11 protein-coding genes are annotated in these 15423 nt (G+C 53.5%); 5 read left to right on the forward strand and 6 right to left on the reverse strand.

Annotated elements, in window-relative coordinates:
* Positions 1–168: 168 nt before the first annotated feature.
* The 3 genes from DUE52_RS25120 (at position 169) to DUE52_RS25130 (ending at position 6218) form a co-directional block, all read left to right on the forward strand.
* On the forward strand, positions 169–2592 hold the full coding sequence (locus DUE52_RS25120) for an endonuclease MutS2 (RefSeq protein ID WP_114408830.1): 2424 nt from the start codon (positions 169–171) through the stop codon (positions 2590–2592).
* Positions 2593–2687: 95 nt separating this feature from the next.
* A complete protein-coding gene (locus tag DUE52_RS25125; protein ID WP_114408831.1) occupies positions 2688–3596 on the forward strand; it encodes an LEA type 2 family protein in 909 nt (302 codons plus the stop codon).
* Positions 3597–3683: 87 nt separating this feature from the next.
* The gene (locus DUE52_RS25130; protein WP_114408832.1) at positions 3684–6218 is read left to right on the forward strand and encodes a YfhO family protein; all 2535 of its coding nucleotides are present in this window, start codon (positions 3684–3686) and stop codon (positions 6216–6218) included.
* Between the two features lie 301 nt (positions 6219–6519).
* Here DUE52_RS25130 and DUE52_RS25135 read toward each other — a convergent pair whose 3' ends face one another.
* Both DUE52_RS25135 and DUE52_RS25140 read right to left on the reverse strand, forming a co-directional pair.
* Entirely contained in the window at positions 6520–7224 is a 705-nt protein-coding gene (locus DUE52_RS25135) for a DUF8737 domain-containing protein (RefSeq protein ID WP_114408833.1), read from the reverse strand.
* A gap of 76 nt (positions 7225–7300) precedes the next feature.
* Complete coding sequence (locus tag DUE52_RS25140) at positions 7301–8197, reverse strand: LytR/AlgR family response regulator transcription factor (RefSeq protein WP_114408834.1); 897 nt, start codon at positions 8195–8197, stop codon at positions 7301–7303.
* Between the two features lie 70 nt (positions 8198–8267).
* On the opposite strand from DUE52_RS25140, the gene DUE52_RS25145 reads away from it, so the two are divergent.
* Complete coding sequence (locus tag DUE52_RS25145) at positions 8268–8978, forward strand: sulfite oxidase-like oxidoreductase (protein WP_114408835.1); 711 nt, start codon at positions 8268–8270, stop codon at positions 8976–8978.
* A gap of 89 nt (positions 8979–9067) precedes the next feature.
* Here DUE52_RS25145 and DUE52_RS25150 read toward each other — a convergent pair whose 3' ends face one another.
* The 4 genes from DUE52_RS25150 to DUE52_RS25165 all read right to left on the reverse strand — a co-directional run bounded on the left by DUE52_RS25150 (position 9068) and on the right by DUE52_RS25165 (position 12270).
* Positions 9068–9628: a D-sedoheptulose-7-phosphate isomerase gene (locus DUE52_RS25150; protein ID WP_114408866.1), complete on the reverse strand. Its 561-nt coding sequence runs from the start codon at positions 9626–9628 to the stop codon at positions 9068–9070.
* Positions 9629–9689: 61 nt separating this feature from the next.
* Positions 9690–10583 (reverse strand): ROK family protein, encoded by an 894-nt coding sequence (locus DUE52_RS25155; protein WP_114408836.1) that lies wholly within the window; start codon positions 10581–10583, stop codon positions 9690–9692.
* A gap of 95 nt (positions 10584–10678) precedes the next feature.
* Positions 10679–11413 (reverse strand): OBAP family protein, encoded by a 735-nt coding sequence (locus DUE52_RS25160; RefSeq protein ID WP_114408837.1) that lies wholly within the window; start codon positions 11411–11413, stop codon positions 10679–10681.
* A 173-nt stretch (positions 11414–11586) separates the two neighbouring features.
* On the reverse strand, positions 11587–12270 hold the full coding sequence (locus DUE52_RS25165) for an MCP four helix bundle domain-containing protein (RefSeq protein WP_114408838.1): 684 nt from the start codon (positions 12268–12270) through the stop codon (positions 11587–11589).
* Positions 12271–12520: 250 nt separating this feature from the next.
* Between DUE52_RS25165 and DUE52_RS25170 the strand changes: the two genes are divergently transcribed.
* Positions 12521–15388, forward strand: coding sequence for a PVC-type heme-binding CxxCH protein (locus DUE52_RS25170; RefSeq protein WP_114408839.1), 2868 nt, complete (start codon positions 12521–12523; stop codon positions 15386–15388).
* The last annotated feature ends 35 nt before the right edge of the window (positions 15389–15423 follow it).

The following is a 15423-nucleotide window of genomic DNA, read 5'->3' on the forward strand; positions in this document are numbered from 1 at the left end:
GCAGTAATTGAACGAAAGGTAGCCGGTTTTGAACCGGTAATTGCCGTTCAATGTGTAGTTTTGCGGTTTTTACGAAAAAAAGAATCGAACTGCTTTTCCATCGCCGGTGTTATTTCACGTACCCCCGACGCTCCGGCCGCAGGTACGTAACAACCAGAAGAACAACAAATGCTCTATCCCGATTCATTTGAACAAAAATTAGGTTTCGATAAAATCCGCGACTTGCTGCGGCAGGCTTGTATCAGCCCGCTGGGGCAGTCGTATGTTGATAAAATCCGGTTTTCCGACAATTTCCAACTAATCGACAAAATGCTCCGGCAGGTGGCCGAGTTCAAGACCATCGTGCAGTATGAACCGGAATTTCCGTCGTCCAACTATCTCGACATTCGCCCGCAACTCGCCAAAGTCCGGATTGAGGGCATGATGCTCACCGAAGAAGAGTTTTTTGACCTGAAACTGACACTTCGGACCATTCAGTTGTGCCTGCGGTTTCTGGCTGGTAAAGAAAAAGAAGTTTACCCGTATCTGAACGAACTCGCCGACGCCATCACGGTGGACAAAAAGCTGACCGAAGCCATCGAGCGCGTCATCGACGACCGGGGCCACGTCCGCGATAATGCCTCACCGGAACTCGCCACCATTCGCCGGCGCATCATCTCGGAGCAGGCGGGTTTGCGCAAAAAGCTGGACGGGATTATGCGAAACGCCCGCCAGCAGGGCTGGATGCCGGATGATATTTCGATGACGATCCGAAACGGTCGCGTCGTGATTCCGATTTCGGCAGAACACAAACGGCGGTTGAAGGGCTTCATCCACGACGAGTCGGCCACGGGGCAGACGGTTTTTATCGAACCGGCGGAGGTCTTCGATGCCAACAACGAAATCCGCGAGATGGAGTACGAAGAGCGGCGCGAAGTAGCCCGCATCCTGCGCGAGCTGACCGCCCTGCTTCGTCCATACCTGCCTGAATTACAGCGCGCTACTACGTTTTTGGGGTTGATCGATTTCATCCGGGCCAAAGCCAAATTTGCCCTGCAAATCGACGCCGGGATGCCGAAACTCGTTAACCAGCCGCTGGTCGACTGGCTCCAGGCGCGGCACCCGCTGCTGCATCTGTCGTTTCAGAAACAGGGTAAAAAAGTGGTTCCGTTGAATCTGCTCCTCGATTCGGGCCAGCGGATTCTGATTATTTCGGGACCCAACGCGGGCGGGAAGTCGGTGGCCCTCAAGACAATTGGTTTGCTGCAATACATGATTCAGAGCGGTTTGCTCATTCCGGTGATCGAAGGCTCCACGGCGGGTGTTTTCCAGAATCTGTTCATCGATATTGGCGACGAGCAATCGCTCGAAAACGACCTCAGCACCTACAGCTCGCACCTGACCAGCATGAAGGCATTTGTGACCTTTGCAAACCGCAAAACGCTGTTTCTGATCGATGAATTCGGTACCGGAACCGAACCCGGATTGGGTGGGGCCATTGCCGAAGCCATTCTGGAAGAACTGACCAAATCGGGTGCTTACGGTGTTGTGAACACGCACTACACCAACCTGAAACTCTTTGCCGACAAAACAACGGGGCTGGTCAACGGCGCGATGCGGTTTGACGGCGAACACCTCGAACCGCTCTACGAACTCGAAATTGGCCGACCCGGTAGCTCGTTTGCGTTCGAGATTGCCTCGAAAATCGGCCTGCCCAAACCGCTGATCGACCGGGCCAAGGAAAAACTGGGATCGCAGCAGGTGAACCTCGAAAAACTGCTGAAAGAACTGGACATCGAGAAGCGGGTTTTTGCCGAAAAAAACATGGAAGTCGGGATCAATCAGCGCAAACTGGCCCAGCAACTGGCCGAAACCAACGCCCTGAAAACCCGGCTCGACAACGACCAGAAACGGCTGCTGAACGAAGCCAAACAAAAAGCCAAAGCCCTGGTGGCGGAGGCCAATCAGCGGATTGAAAATACCATTCGGGAAATCAAGGAAAACAAAGCCGAGCGGGACATGACCCGGCTGGCTCGGCAGGAACTTGAGCAGTTCGATAAAAAAGAACTGAAGCCGGAAACGCTGGTGGAGGAAGTCCGTAAAAAACCGGAAAAGGTCGAACCGGAGGAGTTTTTGCCCGAATCGGGGGCCATCGCCGTGGGCAGTTTCGTGCAGATCAAAGGTCAGTCGACGATTGGCGAGGTGCTGGCGTTGCGCGGAAAAGACGTCGAAATCCGGATTGGCGACCTAAAATCAACCATCAAACTCAACCGGCTGGAGAAAGTTAGCCGCAAAGTGTACCGCGAAGCCGTTGGGGAAACTGCCCGGCCCAAAATGCAGGGGATCGATCTGAACGAGAAGATGATGAACTTCAGCTTCAACCTCGACATCCGTGGGCAGCGGGGCGAGGAAGCGATGGTGGAACTGGACAATTTTATCAACAACGGCCTGATGCTGGGCTACGCTGAACTCCGGATCGTGCACGGCAAAGGCGACGGTATTCTGCGAACGCTGGTGCGGAATCACCTGCGAACCTTCCCGCAGGTGACGTCCATGCAAGACGAACACGTCGACCGGGGCGGGGCCGGGGTGACGGTGGTGAAGATGAAGTAAGAACGTCATAATTTTCTGCTTCCCTAAAAATAGTGAATACTTGGTAAACAGTCTCATAGTAAGACGGTTTAGTACCCGACAAGTAACTCAATAGGATGAAAAAAGGATGGTTTATTGCCCTTGGCCTGCTGCTGATCGGCTTCATCGGCGCTTATATCTGGTACCAGCGTCAGCAGAAACGGGCGGCCGATGAACCCCACGGAACCGTATTGACCCCACGGCTGGAACTTGGCTCTTTTCTGATTACCGACATCGATGACGATCACGTCAACATGAATATGAAACTGCTGATCGACAATTCGTTGCCGGTTGGTTTTAAGGCAAAGCGCGTCGATTATGAAGTGTATATCGACACGGCCTTGGTCATGAAAGACAGCTACCGAAAAACCGTCGAACTGGAGGCTGGCGACAGCACCCTGGTTACGCTTCCGGTCAAGCTGCTCTACAAGCGGTTTATGAACGTTCTGAAGCAATTGGATCAGCAAAACGCCGATAGTACGGTTTACACGATTCGGTCAACCTTCGATCTGGACGTGCCGGTTTTGGGACAGCGGACGTTTTCGGTCAAAACCGAGAAAAAGCTACCGACACTTTACCTTCCAACCATTAAAGTAACGGCTATTGATTTTGGCAAAATTAGCCTTAAACAGACGGATCTGGCTGCAAAGGTGGAGATTGGAAACCGGAACAAATTCCCCCTGAATTTTAAAGATACCCACTATATTGTCAGCATCGACGGCGATGTCGTTGCGGAAGGAAGCCAGCCGGAACCCATCCTAATCAGAGAGCAGGCCGTTACGCCCGTGGTTTTTCCGGTGACGCTCAAACCCGGAAAATTCGACAACGTCGCCCTGAAGGCGTTGTTTGACAAGAAAAACACCAACTTTCTGGTGGTCTTCCGGAGTAAGCTGATCAGCCCGGATGGCAACAGTGCCCTGGACGACAGTCAGATCGTAAACCGCATCAAAGGCACCCTGGCGGACCTCAAAGAACTGAAAAAGTGACGGGCGGAGTTTCCGCCGTGTTGGAAAAAAGCGTTTCTTTACTCGTTATTTCATCGCTGCTCTGCGCTTCGCATTCTTAACGATTGTATGAATTTCAAACGCTTTCTTCCTCATTTAGTCGCCGTCATTGGGTTTGCGGTTCTGGCCGTCCTGTATTGCTCGCCCGTTTTGAAGGGCAAACGATTGAACCAACACGATATTATTCAGTCCGTTGCGGCCGGTCGCGAAGTGGTCGAGTACCACAAACAAACCGGCGAATGGGCGTGGTGGACCAACAGCATGTTCGGCGGAATGCCTGCCTACATGATTTCCGGGGACTATCCCACCAGCCTCACCCATAAACTCGGTCAATACATCAATTTGCTGCTTCCCGATCCGGCCAACTACATCTGGCTGATGATGGTGGGCGGTTTTGTGCTCATGCTCGCATTGGGTGTCAATGTCTGGCTGTCGGCCCTGGGAGCCATTGCGTATAGTTTTGCGTCTTACACCCTGCTGAGTCTGGAAGCGGGTCACGTTTCAAAAATTCTGGCTCTGGCCTACGCGCCGGGTATTCTGGGGGGCGTTATCCTGGCCTTGCGGGGTCGATACCTCGCCGGGGCCGCGCTGGCGGCCTTGTTCCTGGGTCTCGAACTCTACGCCAACCACGTACAGATCACGTATTATCTGGCCTTTGGCATCATCATTTATGTCCTGATCGAGAGCGTGGTCGCCATCCGGGAAGGGCGTGTCCGTCAACTTCTGCTGGCGTTGTCGGCACTGGGTGTTGCGGCTGTTCTCGCCGTTGGGACGCATACCACCCGGCTTTGGAATGCCGCTGATTACGTGACTGTTACAACGCGTGGGAAATCCGAATTGACCATAACGCCCAAAGCGGAACCCGGTGCGCCGGCGGCTGCGGCCACGACGCCGGAAGACGGTTTGGGGAAAGACTACGCGTTTCAGTACAGCTACGGCATCGGCGAAACGTTCACGCTCCTCATTCCCAATTACGCCGGTGGCCCTTCCGTCAGTTCGCTCACGACGGATTCGGAGACCTACAAAAAAATGACCGGCATTGGCGTCGATCCGGGCAATGCGCAACAGTTTGTGCAGCAATTGCCGATGTATCACGGGAATCTATATAGCCAGAGCGGCCCGGCTTACGCGGGAGCCATCGTCATTTTTCTGTTCGTACTCGGTTTGCTGATTGTTCCCGGTCGGCTGAAATGGTGGGCGCTCGGCATCGCTTTTCTGTACATCGCCTGGGCCTGGGGCAAAAACTTTCCGGCGTTCAATTACGCCTTTTTCGACTATTTCCCGGCTTTCAACAAGTTTCGGGCAGTCACGATGACGCTCACGCTGGCGCAGTTGCCGCTGGTGCTGCTCGGTATTCTGGCGCTCAAGGAGATTGTCGACAAAAAATATTCGGCGGCTCAACTCAATCGTCCGCTGCTGATTAGTCTGGGCGCAACCGCCGGTTTTTCGCTGCTGATGGCCCTGGCACCCACGGTTTTTCAAAGCTTCCGGGGCAATAACGACGAGATGATGCTGAACAATCTGGAACAGGGACTGCAAAGTAAACCGCTGGCCGAACAGGTTGTTGCCGCGATGATTGAAGACCGCATCGGCATGTTGCGTTCCGACGCGTTCCGGTCGGCGATTTTGATTTTGCTGGTGGGCGGGCTAATCTGGTTGTTCGTTCGGGATCGCATCAAACCGCTTGTTTTCTACCCGGTTTTGCTGGCACTGATGATTTTTGACCTGTTCAACGTCGACAAGCGGTATTTCAACAACGAAGATTTTGTGAGCAAACAGGCGATTCAGGAAACGATTACACCAACAGCCGCCGACGAGCAGATTCTGGCCGACAAAGCCCTCGATTTCCGGGTGCTCGACCTGACCGCCAGTTTCATGAGCGATGCCAAAGCGTCGTATTTCCACAAATCGCTCGGGGGCTATCACGCGGCCAAACTGCGCCGGTATCAGGAGTTGGCGGAGTTTCAGCTTTACCGGAATTTGCGGGAACCCCAAACAGCGCCCAATGCGATGAACGTCATCAACATGCTGAATACGAAGTATTTCATTACGCAGCTTCAAACCGCTAACCCACAGCAGGCACCGGGGCCGCCGGTGGCGCAACGGAATCCGGGGGCGTTGGGCAATGCGTGGTTCGTGGAGACCTACCGGCTGGTACCGAATGCCAACGAAGAAATGCAGGCCCTCGATAGCCTGAATACCGCCAAGGCCGCTGTGGTCGATCAGCGGTTTGCCGAACAGTTGACCGGCTTGAAAATCCAGCCCGATTCGGCGGCCAATTCGATTCGCCTGACCAGTTACAAACCCAATGAACTGATCTACGAAAGCAACGCGACCAGCGAGCAATTGGCGGTTTTCTCCGAAATCTATTACAACGTTCGTGGGGAGTGGCAGGCCACCATCGACGGCAAGGAAGTGCCGCACCTGCGGGCGAATTACGTGTTGCGGGCGATGCGCGTTCCGGCGGGAAAACACACGATCGTTTTTAAATTTGATCCGGTTTCGATCCGCGTCGGCAAAGTGGTCGATCTGGTGTGTTCGTTATTGATCATTGCGTTTATCGGAACGGCGGTTTTTATCGAAAACCGGAAAAAACCGGTATGAAAATCGGAGGAAGGCCGGTTCAAAACACCCGTCAATGCCGTTTAAGCCGGTCAGGAATGAAATAGTCGTTTGTTGTCTGAACCGATCAGAAATGCCGTTAGGCATGAACATTTTGTAGCAGAAGCCTGGAAGAAAAACGTGCAAGTTCCGTAGGAACGGCCCATTTCATGCACTAGTCAAATGAATCGTTCCTACGGAACTTACTACCTGGTAACGTAGTGCAATTTCTACAAAATGGTCATGCCTAACGGCATTTTTGGTTGATTCAAACGGCAATGCTGGCTGGGGCGTTCTTTATTTTTTAGATCAATTGCCGGATCGAAACCAGATGCCCAAACAAAACCAAAGGTACCACCAGGCCGGGTAAACCAATAAACGGAAATTTCAATATGCCAACGTTGGGTTGGTCGAAAGCCAGATGCTGAACGGGAAGGGGGGAGGATAGCACGGCAGTGGCCACAATGTTAACCAATAGCACTAACGCCAGGAGGTTCCAAATCAGGAGCTTCCGGTGGTCGGCTGGTCGGTTTTTTGAAGCCCAATAACCCGCCAACGGCGCGGTGATGCCCGCCAGGATATCGAAATTTCGGCCCTCGAACGTCATGACTTCCGGAATTTGCCGGTAAACGAATAAACCGTACAACGCCAGTTCCACCGGAATCCGGATCGTATTCAGAAACGTCAGTGTTGGAAGCGGCAATCGGTCCAGAAAAGCGCGTCCGGGTTTCGTGAGAAACAAGCCCAGAATGACCAGCAGCGGTGGCCCAATCGCCAGCAGGAAACGGGGCGGCACGGCGTCGATGTTCAGGAAAAACTGACGTTGGGCCAGCACCAGCAAAACCGTCAGCCAGAATAGCATACCCATAAGGATAAAACCGCCTTTGGTCGGGGCGGCTTTGCGAAGGGCGGTATAGAAAACCGCCAGGGTGACGATCAGAATTCCGCCGAAACCGAGGCTCAGCCAGAAGGGCGGGTTTTCGAAGAGGTGTGAAAGATTGCATACCATTATTGTTGACCGCTTTTTGGTTATGCTGCAAAGCAAAGTCGCAGGACGGTATTTTTGAACAGTTCTCAGACCTAATTCAACGAATGGTACGGAAACCGGGGATGAAGGGTAAGCCAGTGGCCACCTGTTGCAGCCACTTCTTAAACTCGGCGTTCCGGTAGCGGCTGACGGTTACGGTTTCTTCGGGCTGGTTCCGGTGCAAAGCCGGCGTCAGCGTCACCCGGAGCTTGCGGTTGCTGTCGTCCTGCACCGTTCGAATGGCCGCCAGCGAAACGATAAACTGGCGGTTCAACTGGAAAAAATAGCCTTCAGGAAGTAAACTTTCCAGCCGGGAAAAGGAGTTGTAATTCGTGGTCAGTTGCTGTCCATCGGTTTTGACCAGCAGAACCACGCCCTGTGTCGAGAAGAAATAGGCGATTTCGTCGGGGCGCAAACGGAACTGGCGAGAACCTGCGTCGATCAAAAGGGCTGCATCCAAAACCGGTTGAACAGGCTGCTGCAAGTGGTTTAATGCTTCCGTCGCCGACTGTTTTTCGAGCCGAAATGCCTGGATCAGATACAGACCGACGTAGCCGCCGTTGACCAGCGTGGCGATGGTGAGGCAGACAAAAATACCGGACGTAAGTTGAACCGAATTGGGCCAGAAACCGGAATACAGCCGGATGGCGCCGGGGAAAACAACCGAAAACGTCAGCAACGTGGCTAAACCGCCCACCACAAATTGCCGCCCGATGCGTCGGGTAGGGTTGTAGGAAAACGGCAAACGGCGGTCGAAATGCCGGAAAATGAGTACATTGACCGACCAGCACGACAGCATCACCGTGGCAACCGTCAGAAAGTAAGCCGTCGGAAAACGATACGCCGACTGCCAGGGAAAATGCCGGTAAAAAACGACGTGCGACGCGATCGTTGCCAGAAGCGGGACCAGAATCAGCAGCAAAAAACCGTGTTGTCGGCGGCTTAACGGTTCCATGATGGGTTTTGCTTTTTTTGTATTATCAACAGAACGGCTTACGGGCCGTTAGTCATCAAACTAAAAACGCATGGAGCCGAACGAAACTGCCCCAAATGCTGATAAACTCGACCGCATCATCGACGCTCGTATGAAGCTGAAACGCCGGTTTGAGGAAGCCATTCAGAATACCCCGTCGATGACCGACGAAAAACCGTTGGGGTCTGGTCCGCCGAATCGCCACGGAATGCCGAAGATACCAAAAAGCCAGACGGTTACGAAAAAATGGCCGGTTCTTGACCTGGGCTACCAACCAAACATTCCGCTGGACAAGTGGCAGTTGGCCATCGATGGCGAAGTTGAACAACCGATCCGGCTGAAATGGGCGGATTTCATGGCGTTGCCCCAAACGGAAGATGTGAGCGATTTTCACTGTGTAACGACCTGGTCGAAGCTGGATGTGCCGTGGGTGGGCGTCCGGTTTGCGGATCTGGCTGCGCTGGTGATGCCGAAAGAAACCGCCACGCACGTCATGTGCTACGGTTTTGATGGCTACTCGACCAACATCGCACTGGAAGAAGCCCTCAAATCCGACGTCCTGCTGGTTCATACCGTTGAGGGCGAGCCACTTCCCCTCGAACACGGTGGGCCGGTTCGCATGATTACGCCCCAGCTTTACGCCTGGAAAGGCTCCAAATGGATCAAACGCATCGAGTTTCTGGCCGGTAATCGCCTGGGTTTCTGGGAAGAACGCGGGTATTCCAACACGGCCTACCCGTGGCGGAATGACAGATACAGTTAAGAGTTATGAGTTAAGAATGAAAACGGGGCCGTTCACGCGGTTGGTTGACGCAACCTATATCTCTTCATTCTTAACTCATAACTCTTAACTCAAATGGAGTTCTCCATAAACGCGTAACACAACATGTGGCAGATCGTCATGTGGGCGTCTTCCACGCGGCCGTAATGAACCGAGTCGATGGCGATCACTTCATGGGCGAGGTCGGCGAGGGTGCCGCGTTTGCCGCCGACCAGGGCCACCGTCGTCAGGTCGTGCTCATTGGCCCACTGCACGGCTTTCACCAGGTTGGGCGAGCTGCCGCTGACACTCATCGTTAGCACCAGATCACCAGGCTGGGCGTAATTTTGCAATTGTCCCACAAACACATCATCGTAGGAATAATCGTTGCCGAGGGCCGTGATCCAGGCGGTGTTGTCGTTCAGCGACAGGCAGCGAAACCGCTTGCCGAGCCGGTCGGAAGCACCTTTTCCCAGATCCGTAATGAAATGGGAGGCATTGGCCGCACTGCCGCCGTTGCCAAAAACGAAAAACTGACGGTCTTCTTCCCAGCAGGTTTTCAGCAGCTTCACGATGCGTTCGACACGCTCGACGGGAATGGATTCAATAGCGGCCTGGTGATGAGCCAGATACTGTTCAAAATACGTTTGCATAGAAATTAAAATATTGAAGGAGTAGTAGAGGGTGGATAACCGACCTTTACAGTCGGTCATTTTATAAACTCAATGCGCCGATCGGCACGGTATTTTCGCCCAATTCCGCCAGCCGAACCGCCGGGCCGGGTTGAAAAGCGCCCATCAGGTAGGCTGGAAGCCTTTTTTCGACACCGGCTCGCAGGGGTTCCCCGGTGAGCGACAAGCCACCACCCAGCACGATGACGTCCGGATGCAACAGATGCACGACGTGTGAGAGCCCAAGCGCCAGATCGTCGGCCAGTCGCCCGAAGATTTGCTGGGCCGTCGGGTCGCCCCGGTCGAATGCTTCCCGTAAAAACCGGGCTTCACCGGTTTGGGCCGAACCGACCACCTGCTTCAGAATCGAGTCCGGGGGCAGGTTGGTCAGCGCTTCGCGGATTTCGCGGTCGACGGCCCAGCCGGAGCAGACCGACTCCAGGGTGGTGCCGGTTTTATCGAGCCGGAGGTGGCCAATTTCGGTTTCGCCCGGTGGCATTCCGTGGTAAATTTGCCCGTCGATCACCAGGCCGCCCCCAACGCCACTGCCGAGTGTCACGTAGAAAACCTGCCGGAATGCGCGTCCGGCACCGTGCAGAGCCTCGCCCAGAGCCGCCACATTGGCGTCGTTTTCCACCCGAATCCGCTGGGCCGACGTCCGCTGCCGCAGCCACTCGCCCAGGCCAAAACCGGCCCAGCCTTCAATCTGGTGGGAGGTCGCGATCCGGCCGGTTTGGGTGTCGACCGGGCCACCGAACCCGACGCCAATGGTTTGAATGGGTTCCGAAAGTTGCTGGAGGGTGTCGTCGATGTGGGCTAAAATTCCGGCGGCCCCGCGGGATTTATCGACCGTAAACCGGAAATGGTGCCGAAGGGTGGTTGCTTCACCCGCTACGAGTTGCAGTTTGGTACCGCCAATTTCAATGCCAAGATTCATTCTGTTGAGCGGAACTCAATCCGCCATGCGTAGGAATAGATGGTCAGGCGATGCGTCAGAAACACAGCCATCCGGCAAAGTAAAGAAGAAAAAAATTACCGGAGGGTATCTTTTTGAAGATGGGGGTAATTTCGTCGGGTAAGCGCCGGAAGCTGGATGCCGGGGCCATTTTGCCAGGCGTCGGCCCCCGAAACGGGCGGGCGGCCCAGGATGTCAGACCGCAATTGCCGCTTTTCGACCGACGAAACATTCAAACGTTTATCCCGGGTTTGCAACAGGCCGGGGTCGATCTGGCCGTCTCTCGTAAAGTCCATCACCAGCGCCGGGCCACCAAAGGGGAGCGTCGAATCCTGATCGGTGTGCCACAGTTGCCAGGTTTTGCCATACCGCGTAACCAGCGTACTCATCAGATCGTGTTCGGCCTTTGGGCTTAAACCGGGGGCCACCAGCACCCCGCTTTTCACGTTGTAGCGGTAGCTGTGCCAGAGTTTTTTTTCATCGTCCGGCAGGGTTTTAAATAGGCGCTCCGAAATGACGTATTCCACGCCCATCAATTTGGCATTCGTTCCGCTGCCGTCAAAAATGGCGCATTGCGTCAGGTCTTCGCTGAGCGTACTGCAATAGTGATGAGCCTCGAACTGGCTCGCCCGCCGACCGTTATAAAATTGAAATTTGTTGAGATAAAGCGCCAGTTGTTGAGCCGGAGTCGGCGGTTTTTGTGCGGTTTTAGTCGTTGCCTGACGTGTTTCGGGTACACCGGATGACGTATGATCTCCTCCACAAGCTTGTAGCAGTACGGCTCCCAGTACATAAAACCCCAATTTAATCATTGTGACAGAAAAAAATGCGTTTCTCTACAATGATCACAACTTTCGTTCGCAGGATTTGTTCGAGGTAATTGTGCCGGGGAAGTTACTTTTTTTGGAAAAGATATGCGATCACCAGGGGCCCGTTTATTTTGTCATGAAGTGCATTGTTGTTTGTATGCAAAACCGATCAGGTGCTAATTTAAATGAAAAGGTTGTCGGTCCTGCTGGATGATTTTAGAGTTATGAATCAGGCCCAGTATCAGCAAACCGATCACAATAGCGACGGCAATCTGGAGGGATGAGATGAGGTTGAATTGTGAGGATTCTGTTTTTGAATCCTTAACAAGGCTCTGACCTTCAGTATATTGAATTTGTGCTAGCTCATTTAAACACGCAATGGCCCGTTGAAACGTTTGGGAGCCTTTGCCGTTAAACAATTCACTACCCGCTTCTTTATTTCCGGATTCACTCAGGTGAAGAATACGGTTTTCGAGTATCGCATAGTCACTAACCCGGTTTTTAAAATTATACAGACTTTTAGCTTCTTCCGTAATTAGAAAGGTCTTTTCATAATTTCGGATGAGTGAATCGATCGACTGGTTCTGTGTTTTAAGCTGGGCTTTGATTTCGGCCGGGGTTGAGGTCGTTGTTGCCATGAGGTGCTTCTCCACCAACAGCCGCTTGATGTACAGATTTTCGATTAAATGAACCATATCGACTGCGGGAATAAGCCGATCCTGGTAGATGGAAGAGAAGGATTTATCGATGTCGTTGATGTTGCTGCGCGAAAGAACTGTGCTTAGGACAATCAATACCATAATTCCGCTCAGAAGAAGCGCGGCCTTCATTTTTTGCTGAATAACAAATGACCATTTCATAGCCTGTCCGGATTATATTGTGAGGGAAATACCGTTCCCATGTTTTCTACTAATTAACGAAAATAAGATTATTTCTATATATTTTTTCATTCTTGTTGTTGGGCTTCATTGGTTCTGTTTTGTTATAGAGGAAGTCAACAGGCTGATTCTGTTTCAAAGGACCTAAATTTGGTGTAGACAGAACGTTGGAGACATTGGATTTTCTCCTAATTTTAACGTATAGATTCCTAGACCCTTATGATTTGTTCCTATGTACAAACTCCTGTTGTTCATCCCTTTCGTTTTTGCCATTCTTGCCATAACCCAAACGGATCCTGCGGCACGAATTTCTCCCACCCAATCCATTCAGGACACTACGAAGATTGACCGCGAGTATGCGCTGGAAGCGAACATGACCGGTTTTTTTAGTAAGAACGGCGCCCGAAATCCCACCTTACGGGCCAACAAAGGCGACCGGGTTCGCATTACGATTACCAACGGCGAGACGATGACGCACGACATCGCGCTGGAAAAACTCAAGCTAAAAAGCAAGACGATTCTGGAAAAAGGGTCCAGCACCAGCCTTACATTTACGGCTGGTCAGAATGATACGTATTATTGTTCCGTTCCGGGTCACCGGGCCGCCGGGATGGTAGGTGCCATTGAGGTGGTGGAGGGTGTGATTTCGGATGCCACCATTGCCGGACAGGTGCCGATGAAAGACGGCCAGCCGCTCAACCTGAACTTCGAAACCGGAACGCTGAAAGACTGGACGGCCACGGGCGACGCATTTGCCAACCCACTCTTTGACGCCGATCCGTCGCCGGTGCATGAAAAGGAAATGAACATCGGTTTCGAGGGGAAGTATTTCCTGAGCAGCGGGGGAACCGCGAACTACAAACAAACCGGCACGCTGACTTCCGTACCGTTCAAAGTGACTCAGCCGTTTGCGGCTTTCCGGGTGTCGGGCGGGGCGTTGCAGGATACGCGCGTCGAACTCGTTCAGGCCGGAACCAACAAGATTATTTACCACATTACCGGACAGGGCCGGGCTACGCTCCAACCCGCCGTTGTGGATCTGCAACCGTATCTGAACCAGGATATTTTCATTCGGATCATCGACAATGAAACCGGTATTTCCCAGATTCCGTATATTCCGAACGACAAGTGGGCGCACATCAATTTTGATGCGTTTCTGTTTTATCCCACCCGTCCCAACTTTCCGAACGAACTGGATCAGAAGGACATCATCATTCTGCCGCCCCTCGATCCTGTCCTTCATGCCGGCCTTTCCGGTACGGAAGCCGCCAGGGTGATGACCTTGCCGAAAGGATTTAAGATTACGCTGGCAGCCTCCGAACCCGACATCATCAAACCGATCTGTTTCACCATCGACTGGCGGGGTCGGCTTTGGGTGGTCGAATCACACACGTATCCGGTTCCGGCACCCGAAGGCCAGGGCCGGGACCGGATCCTGATTTTTGAAGACACCAACGGCGACGGAACGCTGGATAAGAAAAAAGTTTTTGCCGAGGGGCTGAACCTTGTCAGCGGGATGGAAGTGGGCATGGGGGGCGTGTGGCTGGGTGCGGCTCCCTATCTGCTGTTCATTCCGGCGGATTTCAAAACCGACAAACCGACCGGCCCGGCCCAGAAACTGCTCGACGGCTGGGGCACGCAGGATACCCACGAAACCCTCAACAGCCTGCGCTGGGGACCCGATGGCTGGCTGTATGGCAACCACGGCGTCTTTACGCATTCGAACGTTGGAAAACCGGGCGCACCAGACTCGGAGCGGACCAAACTGAACGCCGGGGTGTGGCGGTATCATCCGACCAACCACCAGTTTGAACTGTTTGCCGAAGGCACCAGCAACCCCTGGGGCATCGACTTCAACGACTACGGACATGCCTTCATCACGGCCTGCGTCATTCCGCACATGTATCACATGATTCAGGGCGGGCGGTATTTCCGGCAGGCCGGCAAACATTTCAACCCGTATACCTACGACGACATCAAAACGCACGCCGACCACGTCCACTGGCTGGGCAAACGCGGTCCTCATGCCGGCAATTTCCGGTCGGCGGCAGCGGGAGGGGGACACGCCCACGCCGGGGCCATGATCTACCTCGGCCATAGCTGGCCGCAGGAATACCGCAATGATATTTTCATGAATAACATCAACGGCGCCCGGCTAAACCAGGATCATCCGACCCGGTCCGGATCGGGCTATCTGGTGAAACACAAACCGGATTTTCTGGCCATGAACGATTCGTGGTCGCAGTGGCTGAATATGAAATATGACCCCAGCGGATCGGTTTTTGCCATCGACTGGTACGATAAGAACCAGTGCCACAGCTCAAACCCGGATGTGCATAACAAAACGATGGGCCGGATTTTCAAGATTACCCACGAAAATGACAAGTGGGTGCAGGTCGATCTGTCGAAAGCGTCGGATCTGGAACTGGTAAATCAGCAGCTCAATCCGAACGAGTGGTATGTCAGACAGGCCCGTACGATTTTGCAGGAGCGCGGCCCCAACAAGAAGGTTCACAAAGCGCTGAAGGAAATACTGGCTAAAAACCCCGATGCAACCCGGAAACTCCGGGCGCTGTGGGCGTTGCACGTCACGAAAGGGCTGACCGAAAAAGAGCTGGTAGACCTGCTTGCCAACGAGAGCGAATACGTCCGAAGCTGGGCGATTCAACTGCTGGCGGAAGACAAAACCGTGTCGCCGGAAACCTTGAAACGCTTTGCGACCCTGGCCCAGAATGACAATTCGGCCCTGGTGCGGCTTTACCTGACCTCGGCGATGCTGCGGCTGGAACCGGCTCAACGGTGGGAAGTGCTGGAAGCCCTCGTTCAGAAAACCGAGGATAAAGACGATCATAACCTGCCGCTGATGGTGTGGTATGCCGCCGAACCGCTGGCCATTGTGGATGCCAAACGGCTGTTGCAGATGGCGGAGAAAGCCAAACTTCCGAAAATCATGCCGTATGCGGTCCAACGCATCGGTGCCATTGGATCGAATGACGCCAAAAAAGTGCTGAAAGAACTGAACGAGCGGTTGGGGAAAATGGGGCATTCGCACGAGAACCACGAAATTCAACAGGTGCTGGCGAAGGCACTGGAGGAGTAAGCTCACCGGTTTTGGATGGGAACACGGATTGGACG

It is taken from the genome of Larkinella punicea, from assembly GCF_003334855.1.
Classification (GTDB): domain Bacteria; phylum Bacteroidota; class Bacteroidia; order Cytophagales; family Spirosomataceae; genus Larkinella; species Larkinella punicea.

Bases quoted from the DNA above. Each gene is read 5' to 3' on its own strand.
- DUE52_RS25140 (WP_114408834.1), bottom strand. From the start codon at position 8,197: ATGGAACCGTTAAGCCGCCGACAACACGGTTTTTTGCTGCTGATTCTG.
- DUE52_RS25165 (WP_114408838.1), bottom strand. From the start codon at position 12,270: ATGAAATGGTCATTTGTTATTCAGCAAAAAATGAAGGCCGCGCTTCTT.
- DUE52_RS25120 (WP_114408830.1), top strand. From the start codon at position 169: ATGCTCTATCCCGATTCATTTGAACAAAAATTAGGTTTCGATAAAATC.
- DUE52_RS25145 (WP_114408835.1), top strand. From the start codon at position 8,268: ATGGAGCCGAACGAAACTGCCCCAAATGCTGATAAACTCGACCGCATC.
- DUE52_RS25170 (WP_114408839.1), top strand. From the start codon at position 12,521: ATGTACAAACTCCTGTTGTTCATCCCTTTCGTTTTTGCCATTCTTGCC.
- DUE52_RS25160 (WP_114408837.1), bottom strand. From the start codon at position 11,413: ATGATTAAATTGGGGTTTTATGTACTGGGAGCCGTACTGCTACAAGCT.
- DUE52_RS25155 (WP_114408836.1), bottom strand. From the start codon at position 10,583: ATGAATCTTGGCATTGAAATTGGCGGTACCAAACTGCAACTCGTAGCG.
- DUE52_RS25135 (WP_114408833.1), bottom strand. From the start codon at position 7,224: ATGGTATGCAATCTTTCACACCTCTTCGAAAACCCGCCCTTCTGGCTG.
- DUE52_RS25130 (WP_114408832.1), top strand. From the start codon at position 3,684: ATGAATTTCAAACGCTTTCTTCCTCATTTAGTCGCCGTCATTGGGTTT.
- DUE52_RS25125 (WP_114408831.1), top strand. From the start codon at position 2,688: ATGAAAAAAGGATGGTTTATTGCCCTTGGCCTGCTGCTGATCGGCTTC.
- DUE52_RS25150 (WP_114408866.1), bottom strand. From the start codon at position 9,628: ATGCAAACGTATTTTGAACAGTATCTGGCTCATCACCAGGCCGCTATT.